We start from the raw sequence: 21,391 nt of genomic DNA, 5'->3' as shown, positions 1-21,391 counted from the left end.
AGGTGAGGAGTTAACAGATGAATGAGACAGATCTCGCAGCATCGTTGGAACGGCTCATGGCTCGAGTCGACTACTACCTGCATTGCGAGTTGGACGAAGAGTACGACCACGACCGGCCCGACACCGCGCGCCGTCAGCTGGAAGCGGCCCTTCGACAGGAACTGCTCCGCGCGAGCGCCGTCGGCCTCGTCTCCGCGATCGCAGGTGGCCAGCCGGTGACGGGCGGCAACGACCCCGACTGAGCGTTTTCTCACTGATTTCGCCCGGACCCGGCCGCGTTCCAAGACCGTCGGGAATTTCGCATTCCGGATCCGTCCCCCCGTCGAGCAGCTTAGCGACGCAACAATCGGGCGGCCTTTCGCAGCGGTGCCCAGGCGCGTCGCGTCGCCAGGACGCGATCACGCGCAGCCGCCGCGGCGCGGCGCTGACGCACCACCGACTCGAGGGCCTTGGCTACCGCAGAGCTCGTGGCATCTCCCTCCTGTGCGCGCTGCCGCCACGACCGCGCGAGTTCGTCCAGGTCGTCGATGCTCAGACGCGCGAAATAGAGGTCTTCCTCCCATTCCTGCGTCATCACAAGGTGCTGATCAGGCGGACCAGGATCGGAATGGAGACGAAAAGAAAGCCGAGCATCACATTGCGGCGCCAGGCCACAGCGTTCTCGGTGCGTTGGGCGGAGCGGTAGGAAGCCAGGAAGGCGCGCTGCTCGTCAGGATTCGCCTGGTCCTTCCACCACTCATGGGTTGTTGCTTGGGTGTCGGTCTTCATGTAGACCATTGTGCTTACTTGAGGCCGCGCAACCTAGGTAGTAATACACGCTTTGGTTTACAGATTCGACCTACATCAGGGTGAGGAGGGCTGTGATATCCCGTTGCACTTACGCAGCACCAAAAGCGCTAGAGTTTTTTCCGTGGACGCTTGGCAACCTAACTTCAACTGGATCACCGAACTGCTGGCCGTCGGCGGCAGCTACCCCTCCGAATGCGCGGAGCTGCTCGCGCGCGAGCATCACATTCAGGCCGTGATCGACCTGCGCGGCGAGGCCATGCCCGACGTGCAACAGTTCCGGCGGCACGGCATTACCCTCCTGCACCTGCCCACCTCGGACATGCATCCGGTGGAGACGCCGGACCTGGAGCACGGCATCCGCTTCGCCAACGAGTTCATGGACCAGGGACAGCGTGTGCTGATCCATTGCGAGTACGGCATCGGCCGGTCCGCGACGCTGGCGCTGTGCGTGCTCGTGCATCGCGGCCACGCCCCGCTCGACGCGCTCGCCCTGATGAAGAAGCAGCGCCCTGTCGTCGCACCTTCGCCGCCGCAGTTTGCCTGCTGGTCGGCTTGGCTGGACAGCTACCGCTTCTCGAGCGATGTGGAGTGGGAGCTCCCGAGCTTCGAGGACTTCAAGGCGCTGGCCTACGTCCGGCCCAAGCGTTGAGTTCCGCGCCGGGCTGGATATCCCTGAAGCCTGCTGCGGAAAGGTCCTTCTCGGCGCCGCAGCTCGCCTTCCCGACACCTCGCCTCGCCCTCATTTTTCGGCTTTTCGCCTACAGACGACGCTTGACGCATCCTCGATTCTGGAATTAAAACTTAAGCACTCACTCAAGGCGAGGCCATGGAAGCACCCGACCAGGCAGAGTTGGAAAGGCTGCGCTCGAAGATGGCGAGCAGCAGGGCCGCCACTGTGGCTTGGCGCGAACTGCTGATCGAATCCGTGGGGGATCGCCTGTGCGGGAGCGGCGGGGGCCCCACGCCCGACCAGCTCCAGACCTTGGCGTCTCTGGAGCGAGCGGAGCAACAGGCCTTGGAGCGCTACCTGATGTGCCTCGTTTCAGCCTCGATGAAGCGAGACCGGCAGGCGCGTTGACCTTGCTCGTCCCTTGCACCAAGCCCGGAGGACTCGCTGGCCGGCCTACCGCTGAGCCGTGACGCACTCCGGCGCTGCGCGATCGAGCGCCTTCACCAGCTGCTCGGCGAGGCGCCTGCTATAGGCCTGGGTGGGGTGGAGTCCGTCCTGCAGATCGGCAGGCGTCATGCCCACGGCACCCCAGTCCGCGAAGATCACGCCCTCCTCGGTCGCGATGCGCCGGGCCATGGCGTCGTAGGCGTCGCGGGCGCCGACCTGCGCGCGCGACAGCCCTGTGACGATGGGCGTCTTGCCCAGGGTCTTGATGCGCCGGATCATCTTGCGCAGCGGCTCCGCGTAGTCGAAGCGCTGGCTGGCGTCGTTCATGCCGTGCTCGATCACCACAAGGCGGGTCATGATGCGGTCACGCAGGAACTCGCTGGAGCGATAGACGACGAAGTCCCCCGGCACCGTCTTGTCGACCACGAAGTAGGCGGGGCGCAGGCGCTCGATCACCTCGGCCGGGTGCTCATCCAGTCGCGCCTTGCCAGTCGGATCCGCGACCCCATGCAAGATGCTGTCTCCGTAGAGGGTGACGCTGCAGTCGTGGCGCGGCTTCTGAGATGCCGAGGGCTGCGGCAGGTCGACGATCGGGGGTAGTGGTCTGGAGGCGCTGCAGCCGGCCAGGAGGACCGCAGCGGCCAGCGCGAAAGCGCGCGCGAGGTGTGTAAGGTTCATCCAGGCGGCACCATACATTCAGATGCCAGGAATCGCAATGCAGTGCTGCTGGAGATGCGGGCCTGCAAGAAGTGCGCGGTGGTAGGACGTACAAGATTCGAACTTGTGACCAACGGATTAAAAGGCAGATTCCACATCATCCGCCAACGTCCACTCTTGTCACGATCCGTCCAATTGTATGTATATACGATAGGCACTTAGCGTTGTTTGTTGTCCGTTTGTGTATGATGATGCCCATCAAAATCCAAAAATGGATCGTGACATGGATCGTGACACAAGCGCCACTCAACCCGCGCTCCGCCGCACCGCCCCAAAGGCGTTAACCACTACGGCAATCAGCGCGCTCAAGCCCGGCAGGATGCTGGCCGACGGCGCCATTCGCCCCGGCGCCGGGAGCCTCAAGATTCGGAAGCGGATCACGGCAGGCGGCACAGTGGTTGAGTGGCTCTTCGAATGGCACCGCGAAGGCAAGACCTCGCGCCAGTCGATCGGCCGGTACAGCATCAACGAGGCCGAGAACTGCCTGACCCTGCCGCAGGCGCGCGCCGAGGCGGCCCGCCTGCAAGCGAGCATCAAGGCCGGCGAAGACCCTGCCGCGCAGCGCGAGATCGACCGCGCAGAGAAGAAGGCCGAGCAGGCCGCGACAGTCACCAAGCTGCGGGAGGCCAGCGAGAAAACGCTGATCGCGATGCTGAATGCCTACGTCGCCGCACTGCGCGACAAGGGCAAGAATGGGACGGCCTACGACGTGGAAAACATGTTCACCAACCACATCGAACGGGCATTCCCCGACTTGGCGGCACTGCCGGCCGCGCAGATCACGCCGGAGCACGTTTCGCGCATCCTCGCGCGACTGGTCGGCACCGACGTGGAACAGAAAAAAGGACGAACGGCACTCAAGCTGCGCTCGTTCATGTCGGCCGCGTTCAAGCTGGCACTCGGCGCCTCCACCGACCCGATGGCTCCCGCGGCCGCCGCCGGCTTCGGCCTCACGTACAACGCTGCTGCCGCTGTGCCTGCTGGCAAGATGGCTGCGACGTTCAACCGGTCCGGCGAACGGGTGCTTTCCGTCGAAGAATTGCGCCACTACCTCGCGCACGTCGCCGCCCTGCCCTCGACGCTCACGCGTCTTGCTCTGCAGCTTCAAATCGCCTCTGCCGGTCAGCGCTTCCAGCAACTGCTCCGGCTCCGCCATGCGGATGTCGGCGCCACGACCTTCGTCTTGCTCGACCCCAAGGGTCGCCGGAGCAAGCCGCGCCCCCACGTGCTTCCCCTCGTGCCAGAGGTCGCCGAAATCCTCGATGAACTTCGGGCAATCAACCCGATCGAGAACGGCGACACGACCGCCCTGCTCTTCGCCAGCCGCGGCGGCGGTCCGGTCGCGCCGGAGACGCTTTCGAGCACGGTGCAGGAAATCTCCATCGCCATGATCAACACGATGGTCGAGGTAGAAAGTGGCGAATCCAAGCCGCAGGCAACAGGGTCTTTCCGTGGCGGCGACATTCGGCGCACGATCGAAACGATGCTGGCCGAGACGCTGCGCGTCAGCAAGGACGTGCGGGCGCAACTTCTGTCGCACGGTCTGACAGGGGTGCAAGACAAGCACTACGACAAAGGCCAGCACTTGGAAGCCAAGGCCGCCGCTTTGCGTGCTTGGAACGACTTCATTGCCGACGCGTGCATCGGGAAGCCTGATTCCGGCAACGTGGTGCCGCTCCACCGCGCCGCCTGAGAGATACGCGAAGCCCCGGCGCTCTTTCCGGGACACAACACGAAGAAGACACCATATGACCGCCACTATCGCGACCAAATTCAACACCACCGAAATCGAAATCATCGACGAGGCGCTGGAACAGGCTCAGCATTTCAACGTCGCCAGCTACTTCATGCTGAAGGCGAAAAATGCGCTCACGTTGATCGAAGCGGCGATGGCCGATCCGGACTTCCGCAAGACCTTCGAGGCCCGCACGCAGGGCGTGGAACTGCCCGCGTGGGACATCGCCGAAGGCGAGGCGCTTCTGGAACTGCAAGACCTTCAGTGCCGCGCCCTCGCCCGGGCGCGTTCCGCCATCAAGGGCGCCTGATCGGATGTAACCCGTGCCGTTGCAAGGCGACCCCTATGACGAACATGGCCGGTGGCTGGCCGGACTGATCCTCGGCGAGTGCGACCCGCTGGCTGCCGACGTTCTCGGCCGGTTGGTAGTGCTACGGGCGCAGGCCCAAGCGGCGCTGGATGGCGGCATGCTCGATCTGGTGCGCCGCGCCTCCGAGGCTCGCGCCGCCGCCCAGCAGGCTGCCGACGTGGCATTTCTGCAGGGCCTGATCAACGGCACCGAGGACTACTTCGACGACGGCCTCTACGAACGTCTCGAACCGCTGTACGCGAAGTACGAGAACGACCCGCCCATGCTGGCGATGTTCAACACCGCCGCGACGGCCTACGGCGATGCCGTGGTCGAGAGAGCCTACTGGACGATGGCCGCGATTGCTATCGAGGACGCAAAGCGCGGGGATTTTCAAGAATGACGCGTGGCAACGCTATAGACCTTCTCGCAGAGGCACGCGCGCTGGTGCGCACCAATCCGAGCTACGAGTTGTTGGTACGGGTCGCGGCTGACCAGTTGCGGCGTTTCTCGGGGCACGATGGTCAGGTTCATGACTTGGCTATGGCGGCGCTCGATGCCGCGTCTCATGTCATGCGCGGTGTCGAGGCGCTCAACAACGACGTGGAGCGCAGGCACAATTCGCCGGCAATTCAAGAGGGCCTCAGGGTCGCGGTTGCGAAGGCCATTGCCACCTCGGCACCGGCTACTCGCTCCGAGCAAGTCTCCGCTGCGGTCAAGTGCGTCACCGGTGATGCTGCGCTCACCATTTACCGATTCGGGACGGCCTTGTGGAAAGCGATAGAGCGAGGCACCGTCGATCGAAAGCATCGGGCCAAGGACCGGGAGCTTTTCGCGGCACTCGGCCTCTTCCTGCTGGTCTGCGGCATGCAGCGCGCGCCCATGCCCGACGGAATCGACAGGACCGACACGCTTCTGCAGGCGTCAGAGTGCATTCTTGGGTGGCGACACCTGAAAGGACAGCGACTGGTCCGCGCGCTCTGGATCGATGACCTGCGCGGCATGCTGCCCGAGCTTCTGACGGACGAAGGCGCCCCCATGCAGGCCAAACCAGCGCGCCAGCGCTTCTTGGAGCGGTTCCCGGAACACGCCCAGCGTGTGGAGAAATTGGGCACGTTCGGCAACGAACTGTCCGAAGCGCGTAGGGCAACCTTGCCCACCTAAATTTCACCGTTTCACCCTTTCGCACTTGGAAAGATCGAGTGCCGGGCAATCTCTCCCCCGTTGTCCAACGAGGGCCAGAAATGCCTGTACAAATTCAACCGATCGAAAAGAAGAGCCGCAAGGTCCAGCCTCTGGAAGCCGCGGAAAATCCCACCGCGTTGCTGCGCATCGAGACTGTCACCGCCCTGACGGGCCTGTGCCGCTCCTCGATCTACAACTTGATCGCGGCGGGCCGGTTCGTGCAGCCCGTGCGCCTGTCGGCACGCTGCACGCGCTTCCGCGCCGGTGACGTGACCGCGTGGCTGGCGTCCAAGTAAGGGGCTGCCGTGGATCGCAACATCATCCTCGTCGGCACCCTCGGCCGCGATGCCCAAAAAAACGCCTCGGCCCATTTCTGGACCGAGGCCAAGGTGACGGATCAAGTCAGTTCGCACGCTCCTCGGCGCGCGGACGACAGTATCAGGGCCGACAGTGCCGAGTGCTCCCACGGCTTTTCCGATGCGAAGGCCCTCTCCACCCTGCGGGCCGGCTTCGCCTTGTGCGGGTGGCAGTTGGAGCCGGACCAGCGCATTGATGGCAGCACCGCGTACCTCGTCTCGCGCTGGGGCCGCCGCATGCATGTCCTGAACAACATCGACGATGTGCGCGATTTGCTGGTGCAGATCGGGGGTTTTGAATGACCTCTCGCGTCCCCGCCACCCCCGATTCGCGTGCCATGCACATTGCGCGCGCCTTCGCCCGCGCGATGCGCAACGGTGACATCCTTATGGCGCGGGCCTACCAGCGCGCACTTTGGCGCGTGGCCAAGAATCCGGCGCGGTTCTCCGCCCACCCGGAGGGCGTCGCTTGATGGCTCGAATCCGCACGATCAAGCCGGAAACGTGGACCAGCGAGCAGGTGATGAACCTCACTCCGCTCGCGCGCCTCGCATTCGTCGGCTTGTGGAATTTCTGTGACGATGGCGGCAACCACCCGGCAAGCGCTCGCACGCTCAAGGCCGAGGTCTTCCCGTCGGACGACATTGCGGCGACCGAGGTCGAAGCCCTTGTTGACGAAATGCTCGGTCAAGACCTGCTGACGGCCTACGAGGCCGGAGGCAAGACCTTCTGGCACGTCACCGGCTGGCATCACCAGCGCATCGACAGGCCGTCCTTCAAACATCCGCCTTTCCCTGGCAATTCGGCCACTGTGCGCCGCACGCTCTCCTGCGAACCGGCGACGACTCTAGGAGCGCTCGGCGAGCACTCGTCGAACGAACGTCGAATCATCGACGAGGCTTCGACCCCGGAAGGGAAAGGAGAGAGAGGGAAAGGAAGGGAAGAAGAGAGCAACAACTCTGCTGCCGCAGAGCCCTCGGCAGCGGCCGACACTTGCCCGCACCAGAAGATCATCGACCTCTACCACGAGCTGCTGCCGGCGGCACGGCGCGTGCGCGAATGGACGCCAGCACGACAACAGGCCCTGCGCGCACGCTGGCGCGAGAAGCCCGAGCGCCAAAACATCGACTGGTGGCGCAAGTTCTTCACCTACGTTGGCACGTCGGCATTCCTTTGTGGCCGCACCACGACGCCCGGCCGCAAGCCCTTCGATCTGAGCCTGGAATGGCTCTGCAATTCGTCGAACTTCGTGAAGACGTTGGAAGGCGCGTATGACCACTGAGCGCAGTTCCATGCCCGGCATGATGCCCCACAGCCTCGAAGCCGAGGCCGCGGTGATCGGCGCCGTGCTGCTCGACAACGACGCACTGAACCGCGTGAGCGAACTCGCACCGACGATGTTCTACGCGCCGTTCCACGCGGACGCGTTCCGCACGATCCAGTCGATGGCCGCTGCTGGGCAGGCCTTCGACGTGATCGCCACGTTCGACGCCATGCGCGCCGATGGCAAGGCCACGCAAGACGACCTTGTGCGTCTCCACGACCTCGCCCAGTACGTGCCGTCGGCGGCCACCATCCGCCGCCATGCAGCCGTAGTTGCCGAGCGGCACCGTCAACGCGACCTGATGCGCGCCGGCCAGCAGATCGTTGAACTCGCGGCGTCGGCAGGTACGGCCGCCGAGCAGATCGACGCGGCCCAGATGCTGCTCGCCAAGCTCGCAACGACCAAGGCCAAACGCGAACCGCAGCACATCACGGCGTCGCTGGTGGACTACCTCGCGCTGCTGAATGACCTGAGTGAGGGCAAGAACCCGGCCATTCCGACGGGAATCGACGGGCTCGATCGCCTCCTCAACGGCGGCTTGCGTCGCGGCGAAATGATGGTGATCGGGGCGCGTCCGAAGAACGGCAAGACGGCGCTGGCCCTGGCCCTGGCTCGCAATATGGCACGCGGCTACAGCACCCTGTTCATGTCGCAGGAAATGCCGGTCAGTCAATTGATGCACCGGCACACCGCCGCCGCCGGCTCCTATGACCTCGGCCGCATCATGCGCGCCGACGCCAATGACCACCAGATGTGGACCGCTGTCTCGGAGGCGGCGCAGCGTCTTGGTGAACTGCGCCTTGTCCATGACGATCAGTCGAGCCTGAGCCTGCTCGACATCCGCCGCAAGGCACTGGCCGTCAAGCGCAGGCACGGCCTCGACGTGCTGTTCGTCGACTTTCTCCAACTTATGGCCGGTGCAGGCGAAGAGAACCGCAACCGCGAACTCGACGTGATCGTGAACGGCCTCAAGAGCTTCGCGATGGACATGGGCATCGCGGTCGTCGTGTTGTCGCAAATGAGCCGGAAGGCCGATGAGCACTATGGCCGTCCCACGATGACCCACCTTCGCGACTCCGGCGCGATCGAGGCGGCGGCGGACCAGATTGCGTTGCTCTTCACCGACTGGGCGCACCCGCTGTCCAAGCGCGAACCCGCCTTCGAGGGCTTCTCCGAACTGGAGATCGTGGCCCACCGCAATGGCCCACAGGGACTCGTGCCGCTGCACTTCAACGGCAAGTACCAGCAGATCACCGACTGGGAAGGCCAGATGCCCGTTCACTCCGCGGCAACTGTTTCTCGGAGCCGGGGCATGCCGCAATGACTACCAGCGCCATCAACGTGCTGCGCGCTCGTGCACGCGCTTTGGAAATCCGCTTGATGAACTCCGCGCGTGATCGCGTTCACTTCCCCGCCCGCTTCAACCCCATCGTCAAAGCCATCGCCATGCTCGAACGCACCTTCGCCCCCATCGCCGCCCCCATGCCCGCCGCCGAAACGGGGGCTCCCGATCGCGATGGCGACTTCGCCGCGCGCTGCGGGCCGTTCGCTGGCTTGCTCGCGCCTGCTGGCCGCTCGGCCCTTGCTGATGAACTCGCCGAAGCGGCCGAGCCGCACGGGCCACGCGGCTCGCATTTCGCGACCGACCGCGGGATCGCGGCAAATGTGGTGGCCCGGCGGATCGTTGCGGCGAGGGAATTGAATGGCCTGTCGCAGACCGAACTCGCAAAGGCGCTTGGGTATCGCAACAGCGCGCAGTTGAGCCAGCATGAAAAGGGCTCTCGTCCGCCCACCATTGTTGGTTTGGTCGCGCTGTCGGACGTGCTGGGTGTGAGCGTGGACTATCTCCTGGGCCGCTGTGACGACCCCGAGCGCGACCTGCGCGCAGTGCGCCGCTACTCGGCCATTCGCGCAGTGCGCAGCGTCCTGACGGCCGCCGCCGAGAGGATCGCGGATGCGTTCGACACCGACGAGCGCGTGGTCGGGGCAGGCACCGCCGACATCCGGGCGCTTCTGCACGCCGTCGAAACGTGCGTGGCACGGGCCGGTCGCCTGCGCGCTGGGTACGGCGGCAAAGAGGAAATGCTCGACGCGATCGACCGCTTGGAAGGCGTGGCACTCAGGGTCGGCATTCTCATGAAGCGGCACGACGACGAGGATGCGCGCCAGCGCGAACGCCTTGTGCAGATTGCCGCGAATGACGTGTGCGGGACCGTTTGAGCGGAGGCCCTCGATATGGAAAAAGCCCCGCCATTGATTGCCTCGCGTGTCCAAAACTCGGCGCTCATGAATCAAACCAATCAAAACACAGCGCCCGACTTGGAGGCGCTGATCGACGAGCAAGAACTCGCGCGCGTTCTCGATGTCGCCGACGGCACGCCCGGAAACTGGCGCCGCGCCAAACCGCCCCGTGGCCCGGCGTACATCACCGTCGAGGGCGTGATCCGGTACGCGCCGGCAGATGTGCGCTCCTACCTCGCGTCGCGCCGCCGCAAGACCAGCGAATCGGAGGCCGCGTGATGCTCGACTTCTTCCGCTCGATCCGCCAACCCTGCTTCACGAAAGCCCCCGCAAGCCCCGTGGCGGCCTCGGAATCGCCTTCCGCACCCCAACTCCGCAACACCAAATCGCGCCCCGGTGCGCCCGACATGACCATGAACCGCATTGCCACCGCACCCTTCGCCCGCTCGCCGTTGAACGTCGGCGCCAGCATGACCGCCCCGCAGATTGATGCGGTCTCCGCGTTGTATCGCAGCCCCATCGTTCAGCGGGCGGCTGGCGAGGCCCGTGCGGCCGTGTTGCGCGCTGTCGAGTTCGCCGCGTTTCGCGGGTTGATCAACTCGGCCATCGAAGCCGCGGGCGACGACATCAGCCCGGATCGCGTCGCGACCGTGCTGAAGCACCTGAGCGAGCATGCGGAAGCTGCAATCGTGGATGCCCGCGCTGATCAGGCCGAGCACGACAGCATCGTCAAGACCCGTCGCGATCAACTGCAGCCGCTGCGGAATGCTGTAGGTCAGCGCCTTGGCACGCTGCAGATCGGCCTGGACTCGCTTGTCCGCCAGTCCGATGCACTGCGCCGGCCGCCGCCCGAACAGGTGACCAGCGCCGAAGAGCGCCGCCTGCTGCTGCAGGCCGCGGGCTTGAGCGCAGATCAGATCGCTGCGCTGAACGTCGGCGCGGCCGGCCCGAGCCGCGAGGAACGCCGCGAGCACGTCCAAGCGCGGATCGCCGAGATCAAGACGGCCATGGAGCCCCTGCGCAAGTTTGGCGACACGGGCGACGAGTCCCTCTTGGCCGACATGCCCGAGTTCGAGGCGCTGATTGCCGCGCGCCGGGCCGCCAAGGGCAACCTGAATTTCTAAAGTAGAAAAGTTTAGAAAATGGCAACGACACGAGGCCGCCCGAAGGGGCAGGCAAAAACCGGAGGCCGCAAGGCTGGCGCCCAGAACAAGGCGACTGCTGACGTCAAGGCCTTGGCTCAGGAGTACACCGGCACCGCCATCAGCACTCTCGCCGAGATCGCCACCAACGGCAAAGCCCCGGCCGCTGCTCGCGTGTCGGCCAGCGTGGCACTCCTTGACCGCGGCCATGGCAGGCCCACGCAGGCCGTCGAGGTCGCGGCTTTCGATCTGACGGACGAGCGCGCAATCGACTTGGTGAAGGTCATGCAGCAGGCTCAGGAGCGTCAGGCGGAAGTCCGCGCGCGTCGTCGTGCCAAGGGCATGGACGGAGAGTAACCATGCCGCACTCTGACTACCCCGTGACGCTGGTCGAGGAAGCCGAGGCGGCCATGGGCCGCACCGGCAATCTCCAAGCCGCCTGCAAAGAACTCGGCGTCGATCCCAGCAGCTTCTTGCCCATGATGATCGAGCGCGATTGCGACAACCCTTTGTTCATTGCCATGGCGCGCGGCCGGAAGGCGTATTTGTGGCGTGACGTACAACCGTGGGCGCCCGTTCAATGACCGCGCCTCGCATCGGCAACGCCATTCAGGCGCTGAACCGCCAGCGCATGCAGGAATTGGAGTCCCGCCGGCAGGCCAGGACCAAAATCTTGCAGCCGGACGAAGTGGCCGGCCGCCTGAGCCCCGCGCGCCTCCTGACGACCACGCTGGGCGGACAGGTGCGGCCGATCACCCCCGCTGACCTTCGGGAGTTCAAAAAGGCCGTCGCGGCGCTCGGCGACAAGGCGCGCCAAGGCCTTACCGCGAAGGAAGCGCTGGGCTTGTCGCGCTCCGCAGACATCGAGCGGGCCAAGGCTGAAATCTGCTACTCCCTGCCGGTGCGCCTCATGGCTGGCAAGGTGCACCTCGTGACTGACAGCGGACCGCGCTCCAAGGTCAGCCGGCACCACGTCAACATCGAGTTCGTGCAGTACGCCGCGGCGCTCGCACGGCCCGGCACCTCGACGCAGGCTGCCCAGTGGCTGCTGAAGGACGGCGCCCTGCGCTTCGAGTGCGACTGCGAGCACTTCCGCTACTTCTTGCGCTTCATCGCGACGGCTGGCAGCTGGCTGCCGTCGGCTTCACGGCCTGAGCACGGTTTCCCGAAGCTGACCAATCCGACGTTGGACGGCGCCTGCTGCAAGCACCTGACGCGCGCGATGACCGATCTGCAGTACAGCGTCGGCCTGCGCCAGCGCGTCGCACAGATGATCGACGCCGATCGCGCGCGGATCGACAAGCCGGGCAAAACCAAGCCCAAGGCATTCATCGTCTCGCAGCGCGACGCCGAGGCCATGCTGCCGAAGAACTCACGGCGCATCGTGGTGCCGGCGGCATCGCGCGGCGCCAAGCTGCCGCCGCCGGCTAGCGCTGCCGACATCCGCAAGGCCATGGCCGCATACGCCGGCCGCACCGACCCCAATTCGGCCGCCATCGCCCGCGCGCTGAAGGCGCTTCTCGCGCAGCAAGGAGGTGCCCGTGCCTGACATCGCGAACCACCTTGAACAGGCCGCACGGCTGCGCACGTTGGTCGCCATTGGCCGCGCCAACGCCAGCAGCCGCCACCAATCCATTGATCAACCTGGAGCAACACCCGTCATGCAACCCGAAACCTATCCCGAGCCCGTCCCCGACGACCAAGCGCGGGCTCTCGCCGCTGAACTGCTGCAGAGCGTCGCGCTCAATGCCGGCGGCCAGCCCTTCGACGACGACGATCCGACCACGTGGGACGAGGCAGACGCCACCGAGCCTGAGGTTGTCCGCCTTGGCTCCGCGCGCTTTCGCGTGATCGACAGCGATCCCACTGCACTGGCGATTGCGGCCGGCGCGATCGAAGCGGATTCGCCGCCGACCATGTGCCTGCTGGTGGTGTTCGCTGACGAAGAAGGCGCGCCGCAGGCCGCCATGGGCCAGTACCTGAACGTCGCCACCGATGAGCCGGGCGTGAGCGTCTTGTTCCGTGTGTGGGTCGCCTTTGCCGACCTGCACGACCCGGCGGCGCCCGACTTCGGCACCGAGGCGCAGCGCGATCCTGCGCTCGACGCGCTGCAGCCCGGCGAGGCACTGCTGGTGCAGGTGCTGCCCGAGGTAGAAAGCGAGGCCGGCCAGTGATCCCGGATCAGTTTGCACGGCAGACCGCCGAGATCGAGGCTCTGCTGGCCCGCTCGCTCGCGACCACGGCGGCGGTGGCAGCGCAGCGGGCCACGCGCGCCGCGCAGGCGCCGTACTGCGCCACGCGCATTGCGCCACGGCGCGTCGATCCGCCGACGCCGGCACCGCGACCGCGCGATCGCCTCATCGAGCAAGCCGCCCAGCGCTGGCGTGTGGGAGCGCTCTGACCATGGCGACCTCTACCCTCAGGCACGATCGGGACGGTTTCCTGCTCGGTGATCTGCTCGACGGCAATCGCGATCTGCTGCGCGGCCAGCAGGCCAGCATGTCCCTCTGGAAGGGCATTCGCTCCGACGTGTCGGCGATCGCCCGCGCGATTGGCGTGCAGACGCAGGTCGCCGCGCGCTCGCGCCAGCCCGCACAGGTGAATGCGACTCCCGTGCGCACGGCAGGCGGCAACTACACCGGCGGCCCGGCATCGCCAGCCGGGCGCGCGCCTTCGAGCGTTGCAAGCCCGGCAGGGCGTCGCGCTGCTGCAGCCTATAGCGGCGCACGGGCCACGGCGACTGTGCAGATCGTGGCGACGCGCGACGCGAAGGGCCGCTTTGCGGTGGGCGCGAAGGCGGACAAGAACGCGAGTCCCGACAAGACCGCGGCCCTCGGCGGCGGTTCGGTGGGTGGCGCGGTCAACCGCCTGACGGGCGCTGTGAGCAGGATGGCGGCATCGCTGCAGGCGACCGACAACCTCGATCCGAGCATCAACGCGGCAAAGGAAGTCACCGACGTGGTCGCGCCGCTCGGCCGCGGGCTGTTCTCCATGTTCGGCCGCAACGAGAAGGCCAAGAAAGAGCGTTGGTACAACCGCTTCTGGAAAGCCCTCACTGCGAAGCGCGAGGACAAGGTAATCGTGGCCGGTGGCGGTGGCGGTGGAGGCCTGTTCGGCGGGCTCGGCGGCAAGGTGGGCTTGCCCGGAGTTCCCGGTGCTGGCGGGCTGCTCGGCGGCCTGATGCGGCGGGGAGGCGGCCTGCTCAAGGGCGGCGGCCGTCTGCTGCGGCGCATTCCACTGCTCGGCGCGCTGCTCGCGGGCGGCGGGGCCATCGCCAGCATGCTCGGCATGGACGACGACGACTCGAAGACCCCGGAAGAGAATCGCGCGCAGCGCTACCGCGGCACCGGCGAGGCGGTCGGCATGGGTGTCGGCGGCGTGTTGGGTGGCCTGCTGGGCTCGCTGCTCGGACCCGCCGGCACGGTTGCCGGCGCGCTGGTCGGCAGCATCGTCGGCGAGAAGGTCGGCGGCGCGGTCGCCGCCTGGATGAAGGGCCTCATCGACTCGGACATCGGCGGCAAGATCGTCGAAGGCTGGAACGTGTTCACGGCCGGCGTGTCGGCCGCGTGGGAATCGCTCACGACCGACGTGAAGACCGCATGGGGCACGATCACGACGAAGGCCGGCGAATGCTGGGACAAGACCGCCGAAGTCGCCAAGACGATCAGCGACAAGGTTGGCGACCTCGCCACCGGCATGAACGACTGGTTCAAGGGCAAGACCGGCATCGACATCAAGGGCGCTACTGGAGCCGCGTGGGAGGCCGCGAAGGACATCGGCGCGTCCATGGTGCCCAACACCATCAAGCGCGCCGTCAGTGCCGGGGCGAAGGCGGTCGAGCAGGCCAAGGCCGGCTACGACGAACGTCGGGGCACGGAAACCATGACGGCCGCACCGTCGAATGCATTGCAGAGTGCCGCCCGCTCGGCGGGCTCCGCGGCCGGCGGCCTCGGCAACATGATCGCCAAGCACGAAGGCGGCTACGGCTCGTTCAACCGCGGCAATGCGGGCGACTCGGGCGGCAAGACCATCGACTTTTCGCAGATGACGGTCGCGGAGATCATGGCCGCGCAGTCGCTGAATAAGGGCGACGCGAACCGCCTGTTCGCGGTCGGCAAGTACCAAGTCATCCCCTCGACGATGCAGGGCGCCGCGAAGGCGATGGGCCTGAAAGGCGACGAGAAGTTCACCCCCGAGTTGCAGGAACGAATCTTCGCGGAGTACCTGACCGACAAGAAGCGTCCGCAGATCGCGGGCTACATCAAGGGCGAGCACGACAACCTCGCGAGCGCGCAGTTGGCCGGCGCGCAGGAATGGGCATCGATCGCCGACCCCAAGACTGGCAGGAGCTTCTACGCCGGCAGCGGCAACAACCGCGCGGGCATGTCGGCCGACAAGTTCGGGGCGGGCCTGAACATTGCCCGGGCCAACTATAAGGCGTTGATCGCGCACGGCGTTGATTCGGGCATCGCGTATTCCACTGCGCTTCGCAGCAGTTCGCTGCCGCCTATTTCGTCGCCGTCGGTGCCGACAGGCGTCTCCGCGAACGTGCCGCCGTCGGTGCCTCCGAACATCCCGCCCTTGCCGACTGACAGCGTGCCGACGGCCATGAACTCAGGTGCTGGCGCCGGCCGCGGAACGGTCGGCGTCACGATCAGGAACGAGGTCAGCCAAAACGTGCCCGATCGCGGCGTCGCGCACGTGCAGACCGGTGGGATTGGCGTGTAGTCATCCGACCGAGCCGACGCGCGGTACCCGTGGTCCACGATACCGACGCGATTCGAATACAGGAAGACGACATCGCCCCTGCGGATTCGATCGATGTTTTCCGTCTAGGGCTTGTAAAAGGCCGTGGCGCAGCCACCGGCGAGCATCCATTCGTGATTCGCGGTTGCCAGTAGCGCGACGTTTGGTTTGATCCGGGCGCACGTTTGATTTGATCCAGCATTTTTGCCCCATTGAAGGGCTTTCGACAGGGGCTCACCAGAACGTCGCGGCGTAGATCGCCTCGCACTGAGAGGCCCTGCCGGGTCACCTGTCAGTCGAACTCGCCCGATGCGCGCGCGAGGCTCTCCCAAAGGTCCCCCAGATTGCCCATCATCAGGCCATCGAACTCCCAGGCAGTGCCTAGCTCGTCGTTCGCGGCATGGAGCAGGTCCTGTATCTTGCCCAGAGGCAAGATGACTTCCTGCGCCATGTGGTTGACCAGCCTCCCGGTATCCTTCTTGCCCTCCCAGCGAAACGAGTACCTCGACCAAGTGTGCTGCTGCTCGGTCGCGTTGATCTCTGCGACGGCCGACCGCAGGGCGTCAGGAACCACACCTACCTGCAAGGCCGTGGCCATTGCCTCGAGATCTGCAAGGAGCTTTCCAAGGTCATGGCAGTCTGTGGCGCGGCTGCGCTGGGCGTCATCCACGGGGAAGTTCGGACGCGGCCAATTGAGGCCCTCCCGGTACTTCTGGATCTGGAGCCCCAGCTGGAGTGGGGCCTTAATGAGGAGTTCGGCCGCATGACGTTGAAGAAAGAAGATTGGAAGACCGTGGTGATCCAGCGTTCTTGATTCTCTGGCGGTGCGCAGCAACGTGTTGGCCGCAAGCAAATAGGCTTGACCGTAGTCCGGGGAGCGGAACCCCCCGATCCTGGCAACACCGTCTGCGAGATCCTTCTCGGTCAACTCTGGTGACTTCCCCGACGTCAGAACGCCACTCGGTTCATCCGGGCTTGGTGGCAGGTAGAGCTCGTCAACGAATTTCGTCATGGGCGGTCCTCTGCGTGTGGGAAAAGCGGCTACATCGGCCCCGGCGCAAGGGCGACCGCGCGCTCGACGAACGGGAATCGCCTCAAAAGAGGCCAGCCGGTTCGGCCTCTCTATCCCAACTGTAGATGATCAGCTCCCGCCGCTCGGCCCGGTTCTGGCCGCCGCGCACGCTTCGGCTAACGTGCCGCCATCGGGTCCGCCGAGCACGGCCGCGCCGACCGAAATCGTGCTGACGACCCTGAGTTCAGGCGCTCGCGCTGGCCGAGGGGATGTCGGCGTGACGGTGAAGGGCGAGATTGGCCGGAGCGTGCCGGATCGCAGCATCGCGCACGTACAGACGGGCGGGCTTGGCGGCTGATCAGCGCGCTCTGGCGCATCTCGATGATGCGCCCCACGATCTCTCTGACTGGACCACCGATGAAGAGGCTGCCCCCTTGCGGTGGACACCTCAACCTCGTCAGAAGGGAAGCCAGTTTCAATCGTCACTGATGGGGCAATCTTGGGGAGCTTTGGGAGGCCTTGCGTGGGACGCCGGCGAACTCGACTGGGCTGCGGCTCAGTGGCGCAGTCGAGAGGGCAGGCAGGCAGAATACGGGCCAAACGCAGAAGTGCAGCTCCACTCAACGAAAGAACGGTCCATGACGCCTCAAGTGCATGTGTTGGTCGACCTCGAAAACGTGCAGCCGCCGGCAGCGCTTCTGGACACGCTGGCTCCTGGTTTCGCGGATGCTTGGATCTTCCATGGGCCGCACCAGGAGAAGCTGAGCAAGACATTCAAGACCCTGATCGGTGAGCGCGCGACGCTGGTTCCTATCACGCGAACGGGCAACAATGCGCTGGACTTTCATCTATCGTTCTATCTGGGCTATGTCGCTGCCAAGCACCCTGACGCACGGCTTGTCGTGGTGGCCAACGACAAAGGCTACGAGCCCATGATCGAGCATGCCGTGTCGCTCGGGTTTGAGGTACGCCGAGAAGGCTACGACTCGGCGGAAAGAGCCGCCCCCAAGAAGGCTGCTCCAGCTAAGCACACTCCAGTAAAGAAGACAGCCGCCAAGAAAATCGCCGCAAAAAAGGCGCCGCCGGCGGCGAAAAAGCCGACCATCAAAAAGAAGCTCGCTGCTGCGGTAGCGGTGCCTCCGAAAAAATCCATTGCCTTGAAGGCTGGGGACGCGCCAGCTGCTATGCGGCGCGTCTTCAAGGCATTCGGCAAGATGGGTGCGGAGCGCCCTCAGAAGAGAGCCTCTTTCCTTCGGCATCTCTCCTCCATGCTCGGAAAGGAAGCATCCGAAGAAGTGCTTGCACAAGCCGTATCGCACCTGCAGAAGCGCAACATCGTCGCGATCGATGGCGACAAGGTGACCTACCCGTCCAGCACGCTATAGCCAAGCGGCAGCGGTCCCTCGCGCCGGCCTGGCCGGCGGCGCAGCAGCTCGGCCAGGGCGGGTGTCGTAAATGCGCCGGTGTGTGAGGCCACCACATCTCGTGCCTCATAAGGCTCAGGCCAGCTTCGAGAACAGGGTCGCCGGCTTACTGCATTCGGGCTGCAGCCAGACTTCGATCCCGGTGTTGATCCCCAGCTCTTTCGCCTCGGCAGCAATCTTCGCCGCGGCCTTCTCGGTAGCAAGCCATCCATAGATCAGGTAGATCGCGCGCTTGTATTCGGCCCTGCGCATGAATAGGTCAAGGGTCTTCAAATCCTTGCGCATGCCTTCAAGCGCAGTCGAGTGTTTCACCTCGATGATCGCGAAGTTGTCTACCATGTAGCCCGGCCGGTGCACGAGGAGGTTGGGCTTGGTTCCGTCGGCACCAAGTTGTTGCATCACCATGTGCCCCGACTTGTCCACCTCGCCGGAAAGCAGAAACCTGCACTTATCCTTCGTCGCCCACCGGCACCGCATCTGGTGGTAAAGCTCGTAGCAGTAGACGCGCTCACGGAACACAGCTTCGCTACCTGCGAGGTCCAGCGTGAAGTAGGTCAGATCTACTGCGGCAGTCGCCTCTGTCAAGATGTCGTCAAGGTGTCCATGAAGATCCTTGTTAGGACTTCGCGCTCATTGGCACATCACGCGCCAGCTTGCGGGCGAGGACGCCGTAGAAGTGGGCAAGGGCTTGCCACGTCACTTCCCACTGGCCTTCGCCTTCCTTGGCCTCGTATATCAACTCATCCTGGTAGAAGAGGCGCAGCCCATCTTGTGAGTACTCAGCTGCCCCCAGTGGCGCTGCGATAGTCCAAGGTCCGGTGCCCGCCTGCGGCCAGTACCGCCATGTTTCGTGGCTGGCGGTCTTGCCACCATAGCCAAGGTTCTTCCAGAGCCGCTGGTCCGGTTGTTCGTCGCGACTTTCATATCCGGCTCGCAGCTTCATCAGCGTCTCCTCGCGCAAGTACACGGAAAAACGGCGCCCACAGGTACGGCCCATCGGCGCCGATCAAAACCGCATTAGAGCGGAATTGCTGCTGCCGTATGCGAAGCCAGGCGGCGATGGCGTCGGCCAGAGCGCGAGCTGCTGTGGCGGCCCTGCACGTCAGCAGCGACCACGTTTGCCGCTACTTTGGGCCGTCGTCAACGCGGATCAACCAGAACGTGCCCGGGCGCGCGTGGCGATGTCGCGACTGACGGCATTTGATGGCACCGCCAATTCCGGCCGTCACTTCAACGGCACGATGGCGGTCGGCGTCACCAGCACGTTCGTCTGATGATTGCCGTTGTCAGAGTGAAAGAGAGTGCCTGTCACCGTGGCGCGCTTGCCCTTGAGGGCGTTGAAAGATGCCATCGTCTTGTTGTTGAGGACCATGTGAAGCAGCATCACGCCTTTCTCGGCGGGCTCGTCAGGCGTCCCCTCAACGAGGATTGGGCTCGCCAGTTGCAGCGCAGGGAAGGTGATTTTCCTGCCGTTCGGGGACTCGCCCGGCGCGGATAGAAGCGTGCCAGTGAGGCTGACGACCGCCGGCTCATATGCGTAGGGCTGTGCACTCGTGGCGGCGCTGGTGGCGGCCCATATCAGGGCGATGAGGGTCTTTTTCATCTCGTCTTTGTGACAACGAACAGAGCGCCGTGATATCCGGCCTCCGAATATGTCACGATTAGTGTGTTCACGATTAGATCACATGCCTGCACTCTCGCAGGTCAGTGAAACACCTCCGCGTCAGATTCGGCCACCGCGTTCGCGACCTCCGTCGGGCGACCGGGCTATCCCAGGAAGAGTTCGCCGAAAAGTGCGGATTCGCGCGCACATACATGTCGCGCATCGAAACCGGCGGGGCCAACCCATCACTGGATGCTGTTCAGACGCTGGCGACCGCACTCCGGACGCCCCTCGGTGAGCTTTTCAAGGGGCTGTAACCGCCTGCCGGTGGGCGGTCTTCATTTGGAACAACTAGCAGTTGGTGCGAAAAACCTGACCGGAGGACCGCGCATGGCGCAGTACGACTTCAAGACCGACGAGGACATCGAGCACTGGATCGGGAAAGAGGGTGCCGGCAGCATCGACAACCTCGAAAGACACCTTGAATTGGGGCTGATCAATACGCCGCGCGCGCTTCGGGCGCGGGAGTACATCGGCCGGCAGCGCCGAAAGCAGATGTCTGCGGCTGAAGCGGCGGCGCACGCATTGAATGAGCGCGCGGTGGCCGCGCAGGAGGCTTCAGCTAAGGCGGCCCGGTCGTCGGCGTTGTCGGCAGCGATCGCCATCGGGGTATCCCTGGTGTCCCTTGCAGTGGCGTCCATCGCGGCAATCGCGACCTTCGCTAAGGGCTGACGCAATTGGCCCGCATGCGACGGCCCGGGGACTAGTAGGAGCGGCTAAGACGCCTACCGCGGCACTTCATCCCAGAAGCCGTCGTAGCCCCCATAAACGGTCTTGCCGGAGAGGCTCTTGCCGCGTGGCACGTAGCGCCGCTTGTACTGCTTGCCCTCAAATTCAACGATCCGTCCAGTGTCCGCATTCGGGAAAGCGTGGTCGATGCGGCGCGTGAGTTCTTCGCGCTCGGTGCGTGGCAGAATCCCTCGATCCTTCAGGTCGGCTTCGATGTCGCGGACTTTGACTCGGGCGGCCGTTACGCTTGCCCGGTGTTTGTTCGGGTTGTTGCCGTCGTAGTTTTCCCACCGGCGCTCAGCCGATTCCAGTTCTGCCTTGGCGGCTTGAAGTTCGTCGAGTGTGTGCATCCGCGGCAGTTTAGCCACGGAAGGGGATCTACAAGGGCTTCCCTACAAATGTGGGCGAATTTTTCGCTGTCCCCAAATGCGAGCGATGCTCCGCGTCGACGATGCCCGTTGGAGAGGATCGCCACTTCAAACTGAGGCTTCGCATCGCGATGTGCCGCCGGAGCCGCGCGGCACATGTAGTTTGAGAAAACAAGGTGCGGACTGGCGGGTCTACAAACGGTCATCGATGCAGCGCGTGTCTGGCTGCGGACCCTGATGAAAGACGCACGTGGGGGCCTCATTCGATAATCGAGGACGGCCATGGCCGCCTCCACCCCAATCTCAGGCACTCCCCACGCAGGTCCAACCTTGTTTCATCACTGCAAGCCGTCAAGCGGCGGTGGAATCGGTCAGTCAGTTCATAGGCCTCTCGTTTCGAGCGGTTTGAATTGGCCGCCCACAGGCTCATGCTGGCATCGTGAATTGCTCTCCTCGAGCTAATACGGCCCAGGCCATGCGCGCATTCTTGGCTG

Annotated in this window: 32 protein-coding genes; 24 read left to right on the top strand and 8 right to left on the bottom strand. The window is 64.7% G+C overall.

Annotation, left to right across the window (positions count from 1 at the left end; genetic code table 11):
• The first annotated feature begins 17 nt into the window (after positions 1-17).
• A complete protein-coding gene (locus tag AC3A6X_RS24145; protein WP_146163035.1) occupies positions 18-242 on the top strand; it encodes a hypothetical protein in 225 nt (74 codons plus the stop codon).
• 89 nt (positions 243-331) lie between these two features.
• On the opposite strand, the gene AC3A6X_RS24140 is transcribed toward AC3A6X_RS24145, so the two are convergent.
• Both AC3A6X_RS24140 and AC3A6X_RS24135 read right to left on the bottom strand, forming a co-directional pair.
• Complete coding sequence (locus AC3A6X_RS24140; protein WP_487844578.1) at positions 332-574, bottom strand: hypothetical protein; 243 nt, start codon at positions 572-574, stop codon at positions 332-334.
• A complete protein-coding gene (locus AC3A6X_RS24135; RefSeq protein ID WP_487844577.1) occupies positions 574-768 on the bottom strand; it encodes a hypothetical protein in 195 nt (64 codons plus the stop codon). The genes AC3A6X_RS24140 and AC3A6X_RS24135 overlap by 1 nt, the downstream gene beginning before the upstream one ends.
• Before the next feature lie 142 nt (positions 769-910).
• Between AC3A6X_RS24135 and AC3A6X_RS24130 the strand changes: the two genes are divergently transcribed.
• Positions 911-1,438 (top strand): protein-tyrosine phosphatase family protein, encoded by a 528-nt coding sequence (locus AC3A6X_RS24130; RefSeq protein WP_487844576.1) that lies wholly within the window; start codon positions 911-913, stop codon positions 1,436-1,438.
• 177 nt (positions 1,439-1,615) lie between these two features.
• Positions 1,616-1,867 (top strand): hypothetical protein, encoded by a 252-nt coding sequence (locus tag AC3A6X_RS24125; RefSeq protein ID WP_487844575.1) that lies wholly within the window; start codon positions 1,616-1,618, stop codon positions 1,865-1,867.
• Between the two features lie 45 nt (positions 1,868-1,912).
• Here the strand turns inward: AC3A6X_RS24125 and AC3A6X_RS24120 are convergent, their stop codons facing one another.
• Entirely contained in the window at positions 1,913-2,584 is a 672-nt protein-coding gene (locus AC3A6X_RS24120) for an SGNH/GDSL hydrolase family protein (protein ID WP_487844574.1), read from the bottom strand.
• 262 nt (positions 2,585-2,846) lie between these two features.
• On the opposite strand from AC3A6X_RS24120, the gene AC3A6X_RS24115 reads away from it, so the two are divergent.
• From AC3A6X_RS24115 to AC3A6X_RS24030, 18 genes are read left to right on the top strand one after another with little or no spacing between them, the layout of a single operon-like run.
• Positions 2,847-4,316 (top strand): tyrosine-type recombinase/integrase, encoded by a 1,470-nt coding sequence (locus tag AC3A6X_RS24115; RefSeq protein ID WP_487844573.1) that lies wholly within the window; start codon positions 2,847-2,849, stop codon positions 4,314-4,316.
• 55 nt (positions 4,317-4,371) lie between these two features.
• Positions 4,372-4,668 carry a hypothetical protein gene (locus AC3A6X_RS24110; protein WP_487844572.1) on the top strand — a complete coding sequence of 99 codons (297 nt, stop codon included), beginning with the start codon at positions 4,372-4,374 and terminating at the stop codon, positions 4,666-4,668.
• A gap of 13 nt (positions 4,669-4,681) precedes the next feature.
• Positions 4,682-5,110 carry a hypothetical protein gene (locus tag AC3A6X_RS24105; RefSeq protein WP_487844571.1) on the top strand — a complete coding sequence of 143 codons (429 nt, stop codon included), beginning with the start codon at positions 4,682-4,684 and terminating at the stop codon, positions 5,108-5,110.
• Positions 5,107-5,871 (top strand): hypothetical protein, encoded by a 765-nt coding sequence (locus tag AC3A6X_RS24100; protein ID WP_487844570.1) that lies wholly within the window; start codon positions 5,107-5,109, stop codon positions 5,869-5,871. Before AC3A6X_RS24105 ends, AC3A6X_RS24100 begins: the two co-directional genes overlap by 4 nt.
• Before the next feature lie 38 nt (positions 5,872-5,909).
• Complete coding sequence (locus AC3A6X_RS24095) at positions 5,910-6,188, top strand: helix-turn-helix transcriptional regulator (protein ID WP_487844569.1); 279 nt, start codon at positions 5,910-5,912, stop codon at positions 6,186-6,188.
• Between the two features lie 9 nt (positions 6,189-6,197).
• Complete coding sequence (locus tag AC3A6X_RS24090) at positions 6,198-6,551, top strand: hypothetical protein (protein WP_487844568.1); 354 nt, start codon at positions 6,198-6,200, stop codon at positions 6,549-6,551.
• A complete protein-coding gene (locus tag AC3A6X_RS24085) occupies positions 6,548-6,721 on the top strand; it encodes a hypothetical protein (protein ID WP_487844567.1) in 174 nt (57 codons plus the stop codon). The genes AC3A6X_RS24090 and AC3A6X_RS24085 overlap by 4 nt, the downstream gene beginning before the upstream one ends.
• Positions 6,718-7,530 carry a hypothetical protein gene (locus AC3A6X_RS24080; protein ID WP_487844566.1) on the top strand — a complete coding sequence of 271 codons (813 nt, stop codon included), beginning with the start codon at positions 6,718-6,720 and terminating at the stop codon, positions 7,528-7,530. The genes AC3A6X_RS24085 and AC3A6X_RS24080 overlap by 4 nt, the downstream gene beginning before the upstream one ends.
• Positions 7,520-8,896 (top strand): replicative DNA helicase, encoded by a 1,377-nt coding sequence (locus AC3A6X_RS24075; protein WP_487844565.1) that lies wholly within the window; start codon positions 7,520-7,522, stop codon positions 8,894-8,896. Before AC3A6X_RS24080 ends, AC3A6X_RS24075 begins: the two co-directional genes overlap by 11 nt.
• Positions 8,893-9,792 carry a helix-turn-helix domain-containing protein gene (locus tag AC3A6X_RS24070; RefSeq protein WP_487844564.1) on the top strand — a complete coding sequence of 300 codons (900 nt, stop codon included), beginning with the start codon at positions 8,893-8,895 and terminating at the stop codon, positions 9,790-9,792. Before AC3A6X_RS24075 ends, AC3A6X_RS24070 begins: the two co-directional genes overlap by 4 nt.
• A gap of 15 nt (positions 9,793-9,807) precedes the next feature.
• The gene (locus tag AC3A6X_RS24065) at positions 9,808-10,092 is read left to right on the top strand and encodes a hypothetical protein (RefSeq protein ID WP_487844563.1); all 285 of its coding nucleotides are present in this window, start codon (positions 9,808-9,810) and stop codon (positions 10,090-10,092) included.
• The gene (locus AC3A6X_RS24060) at positions 10,092-10,937 is read left to right on the top strand and encodes a hypothetical protein (RefSeq protein WP_487844562.1); all 846 of its coding nucleotides are present in this window, start codon (positions 10,092-10,094) and stop codon (positions 10,935-10,937) included. Before AC3A6X_RS24065 ends, AC3A6X_RS24060 begins: the two co-directional genes overlap by 1 nt.
• An 18-nt stretch (positions 10,938-10,955) precedes the next feature.
• On the top strand, positions 10,956-11,312 hold the full coding sequence (locus AC3A6X_RS24055; RefSeq protein ID WP_487844561.1) for a hypothetical protein: 357 nt from the start codon (positions 10,956-10,958) through the stop codon (positions 11,310-11,312).
• A 2-nt stretch (positions 11,313-11,314) separates the two neighbouring features.
• Positions 11,315-11,539 (top strand): hypothetical protein, encoded by a 225-nt coding sequence (locus tag AC3A6X_RS24050; RefSeq protein ID WP_487844560.1) that lies wholly within the window; start codon positions 11,315-11,317, stop codon positions 11,537-11,539.
• Positions 11,536-12,504 carry a hypothetical protein gene (locus AC3A6X_RS24045; protein ID WP_487844559.1) on the top strand — a complete coding sequence of 323 codons (969 nt, stop codon included), beginning with the start codon at positions 11,536-11,538 and terminating at the stop codon, positions 12,502-12,504. The genes AC3A6X_RS24050 and AC3A6X_RS24045 overlap by 4 nt, the downstream gene beginning before the upstream one ends.
• Positions 12,497-13,129 carry a hypothetical protein gene (locus tag AC3A6X_RS24040; RefSeq protein WP_487844558.1) on the top strand — a complete coding sequence of 211 codons (633 nt, stop codon included), beginning with the start codon at positions 12,497-12,499 and terminating at the stop codon, positions 13,127-13,129. Before AC3A6X_RS24045 ends, AC3A6X_RS24040 begins: the two co-directional genes overlap by 8 nt.
• Positions 13,126-13,356 carry a hypothetical protein gene (locus AC3A6X_RS24035; protein WP_487844557.1) on the top strand — a complete coding sequence of 77 codons (231 nt, stop codon included), beginning with the start codon at positions 13,126-13,128 and terminating at the stop codon, positions 13,354-13,356. The genes AC3A6X_RS24040 and AC3A6X_RS24035 overlap by 4 nt, the downstream gene beginning before the upstream one ends.
• A 2-nt stretch (positions 13,357-13,358) precedes the next feature.
• Entirely contained in the window at positions 13,359-15,683 is a 2,325-nt protein-coding gene (locus AC3A6X_RS24030; RefSeq protein WP_487844556.1) for a hypothetical protein, read from the top strand.
• A 310-nt stretch (positions 15,684-15,993) separates the two neighbouring features.
• On the opposite strand, the gene AC3A6X_RS24025 is transcribed toward AC3A6X_RS24030, so the two are convergent.
• Complete coding sequence (locus tag AC3A6X_RS24025; RefSeq protein ID WP_487844555.1) at positions 15,994-16,713, bottom strand: hypothetical protein; 720 nt, start codon at positions 16,711-16,713, stop codon at positions 15,994-15,996.
• 638 nt (positions 16,714-17,351) lie between these two features.
• Between AC3A6X_RS24025 and AC3A6X_RS24020 the strand changes: the two genes are divergently transcribed.
• Positions 17,352-18,098, top strand: a complete 747-nt coding sequence (locus AC3A6X_RS24020) for a PIN domain-containing protein (RefSeq protein WP_487844554.1) — start codon at positions 17,352-17,354, stop codon at positions 18,096-18,098.
• Between the two features lie 114 nt (positions 18,099-18,212).
• Here AC3A6X_RS24020 and AC3A6X_RS24015 read toward each other — a convergent pair whose 3' ends face one another.
• The 3 genes from AC3A6X_RS24015 to AC3A6X_RS24005 all read right to left on the bottom strand — a co-directional run bounded on the left by AC3A6X_RS24015 (position 18,213) and on the right by AC3A6X_RS24005 (position 19,740).
• Positions 18,213-18,722: a hypothetical protein gene (locus AC3A6X_RS24015; RefSeq protein WP_487844553.1), complete on the bottom strand. Its 510-nt coding sequence runs from the start codon at positions 18,720-18,722 to the stop codon at positions 18,213-18,215.
• A 31-nt stretch (positions 18,723-18,753) separates the two neighbouring features.
• Entirely contained in the window at positions 18,754-19,080 is a 327-nt protein-coding gene (locus tag AC3A6X_RS24010; protein WP_487844552.1) for a hypothetical protein, read from the bottom strand.
• Between the two features lie 282 nt (positions 19,081-19,362).
• Positions 19,363-19,740, bottom strand: a complete 378-nt coding sequence (locus AC3A6X_RS24005) for a DUF4431 domain-containing protein (protein WP_487844551.1) — start codon at positions 19,738-19,740, stop codon at positions 19,363-19,365.
• 104 nt (positions 19,741-19,844) lie between these two features.
• On the opposite strand from AC3A6X_RS24005, the gene AC3A6X_RS24000 reads away from it, so the two are divergent.
• Positions 19,845-20,057, top strand: a complete 213-nt coding sequence (locus AC3A6X_RS24000) for a helix-turn-helix domain-containing protein (protein WP_487844550.1) — start codon at positions 19,845-19,847, stop codon at positions 20,055-20,057.
• A 73-nt stretch (positions 20,058-20,130) separates the two neighbouring features.
• Positions 20,131-20,472, top strand: coding sequence for a hypothetical protein (locus AC3A6X_RS23995; protein ID WP_487844549.1), 342 nt, complete (start codon positions 20,131-20,133; stop codon positions 20,470-20,472).
• 53 nt (positions 20,473-20,525) lie between these two features.
• On the opposite strand, the gene AC3A6X_RS23990 is transcribed toward AC3A6X_RS23995, so the two are convergent.
• Positions 20,526-20,897, bottom strand: a complete 372-nt coding sequence (locus tag AC3A6X_RS23990) for a hypothetical protein (protein WP_487844548.1) — start codon at positions 20,895-20,897, stop codon at positions 20,526-20,528.
• Positions 20,898-21,391 lie beyond the last annotated feature (494 nt).

Source organism: Variovorax sp. Soil_C_12 (genome assembly GCF_057657375.1).
The sequence above is the reverse complement of the archived record's forward strand: the minus strand, read 5'-3'. Positions and strand labels throughout refer to the sequence as shown.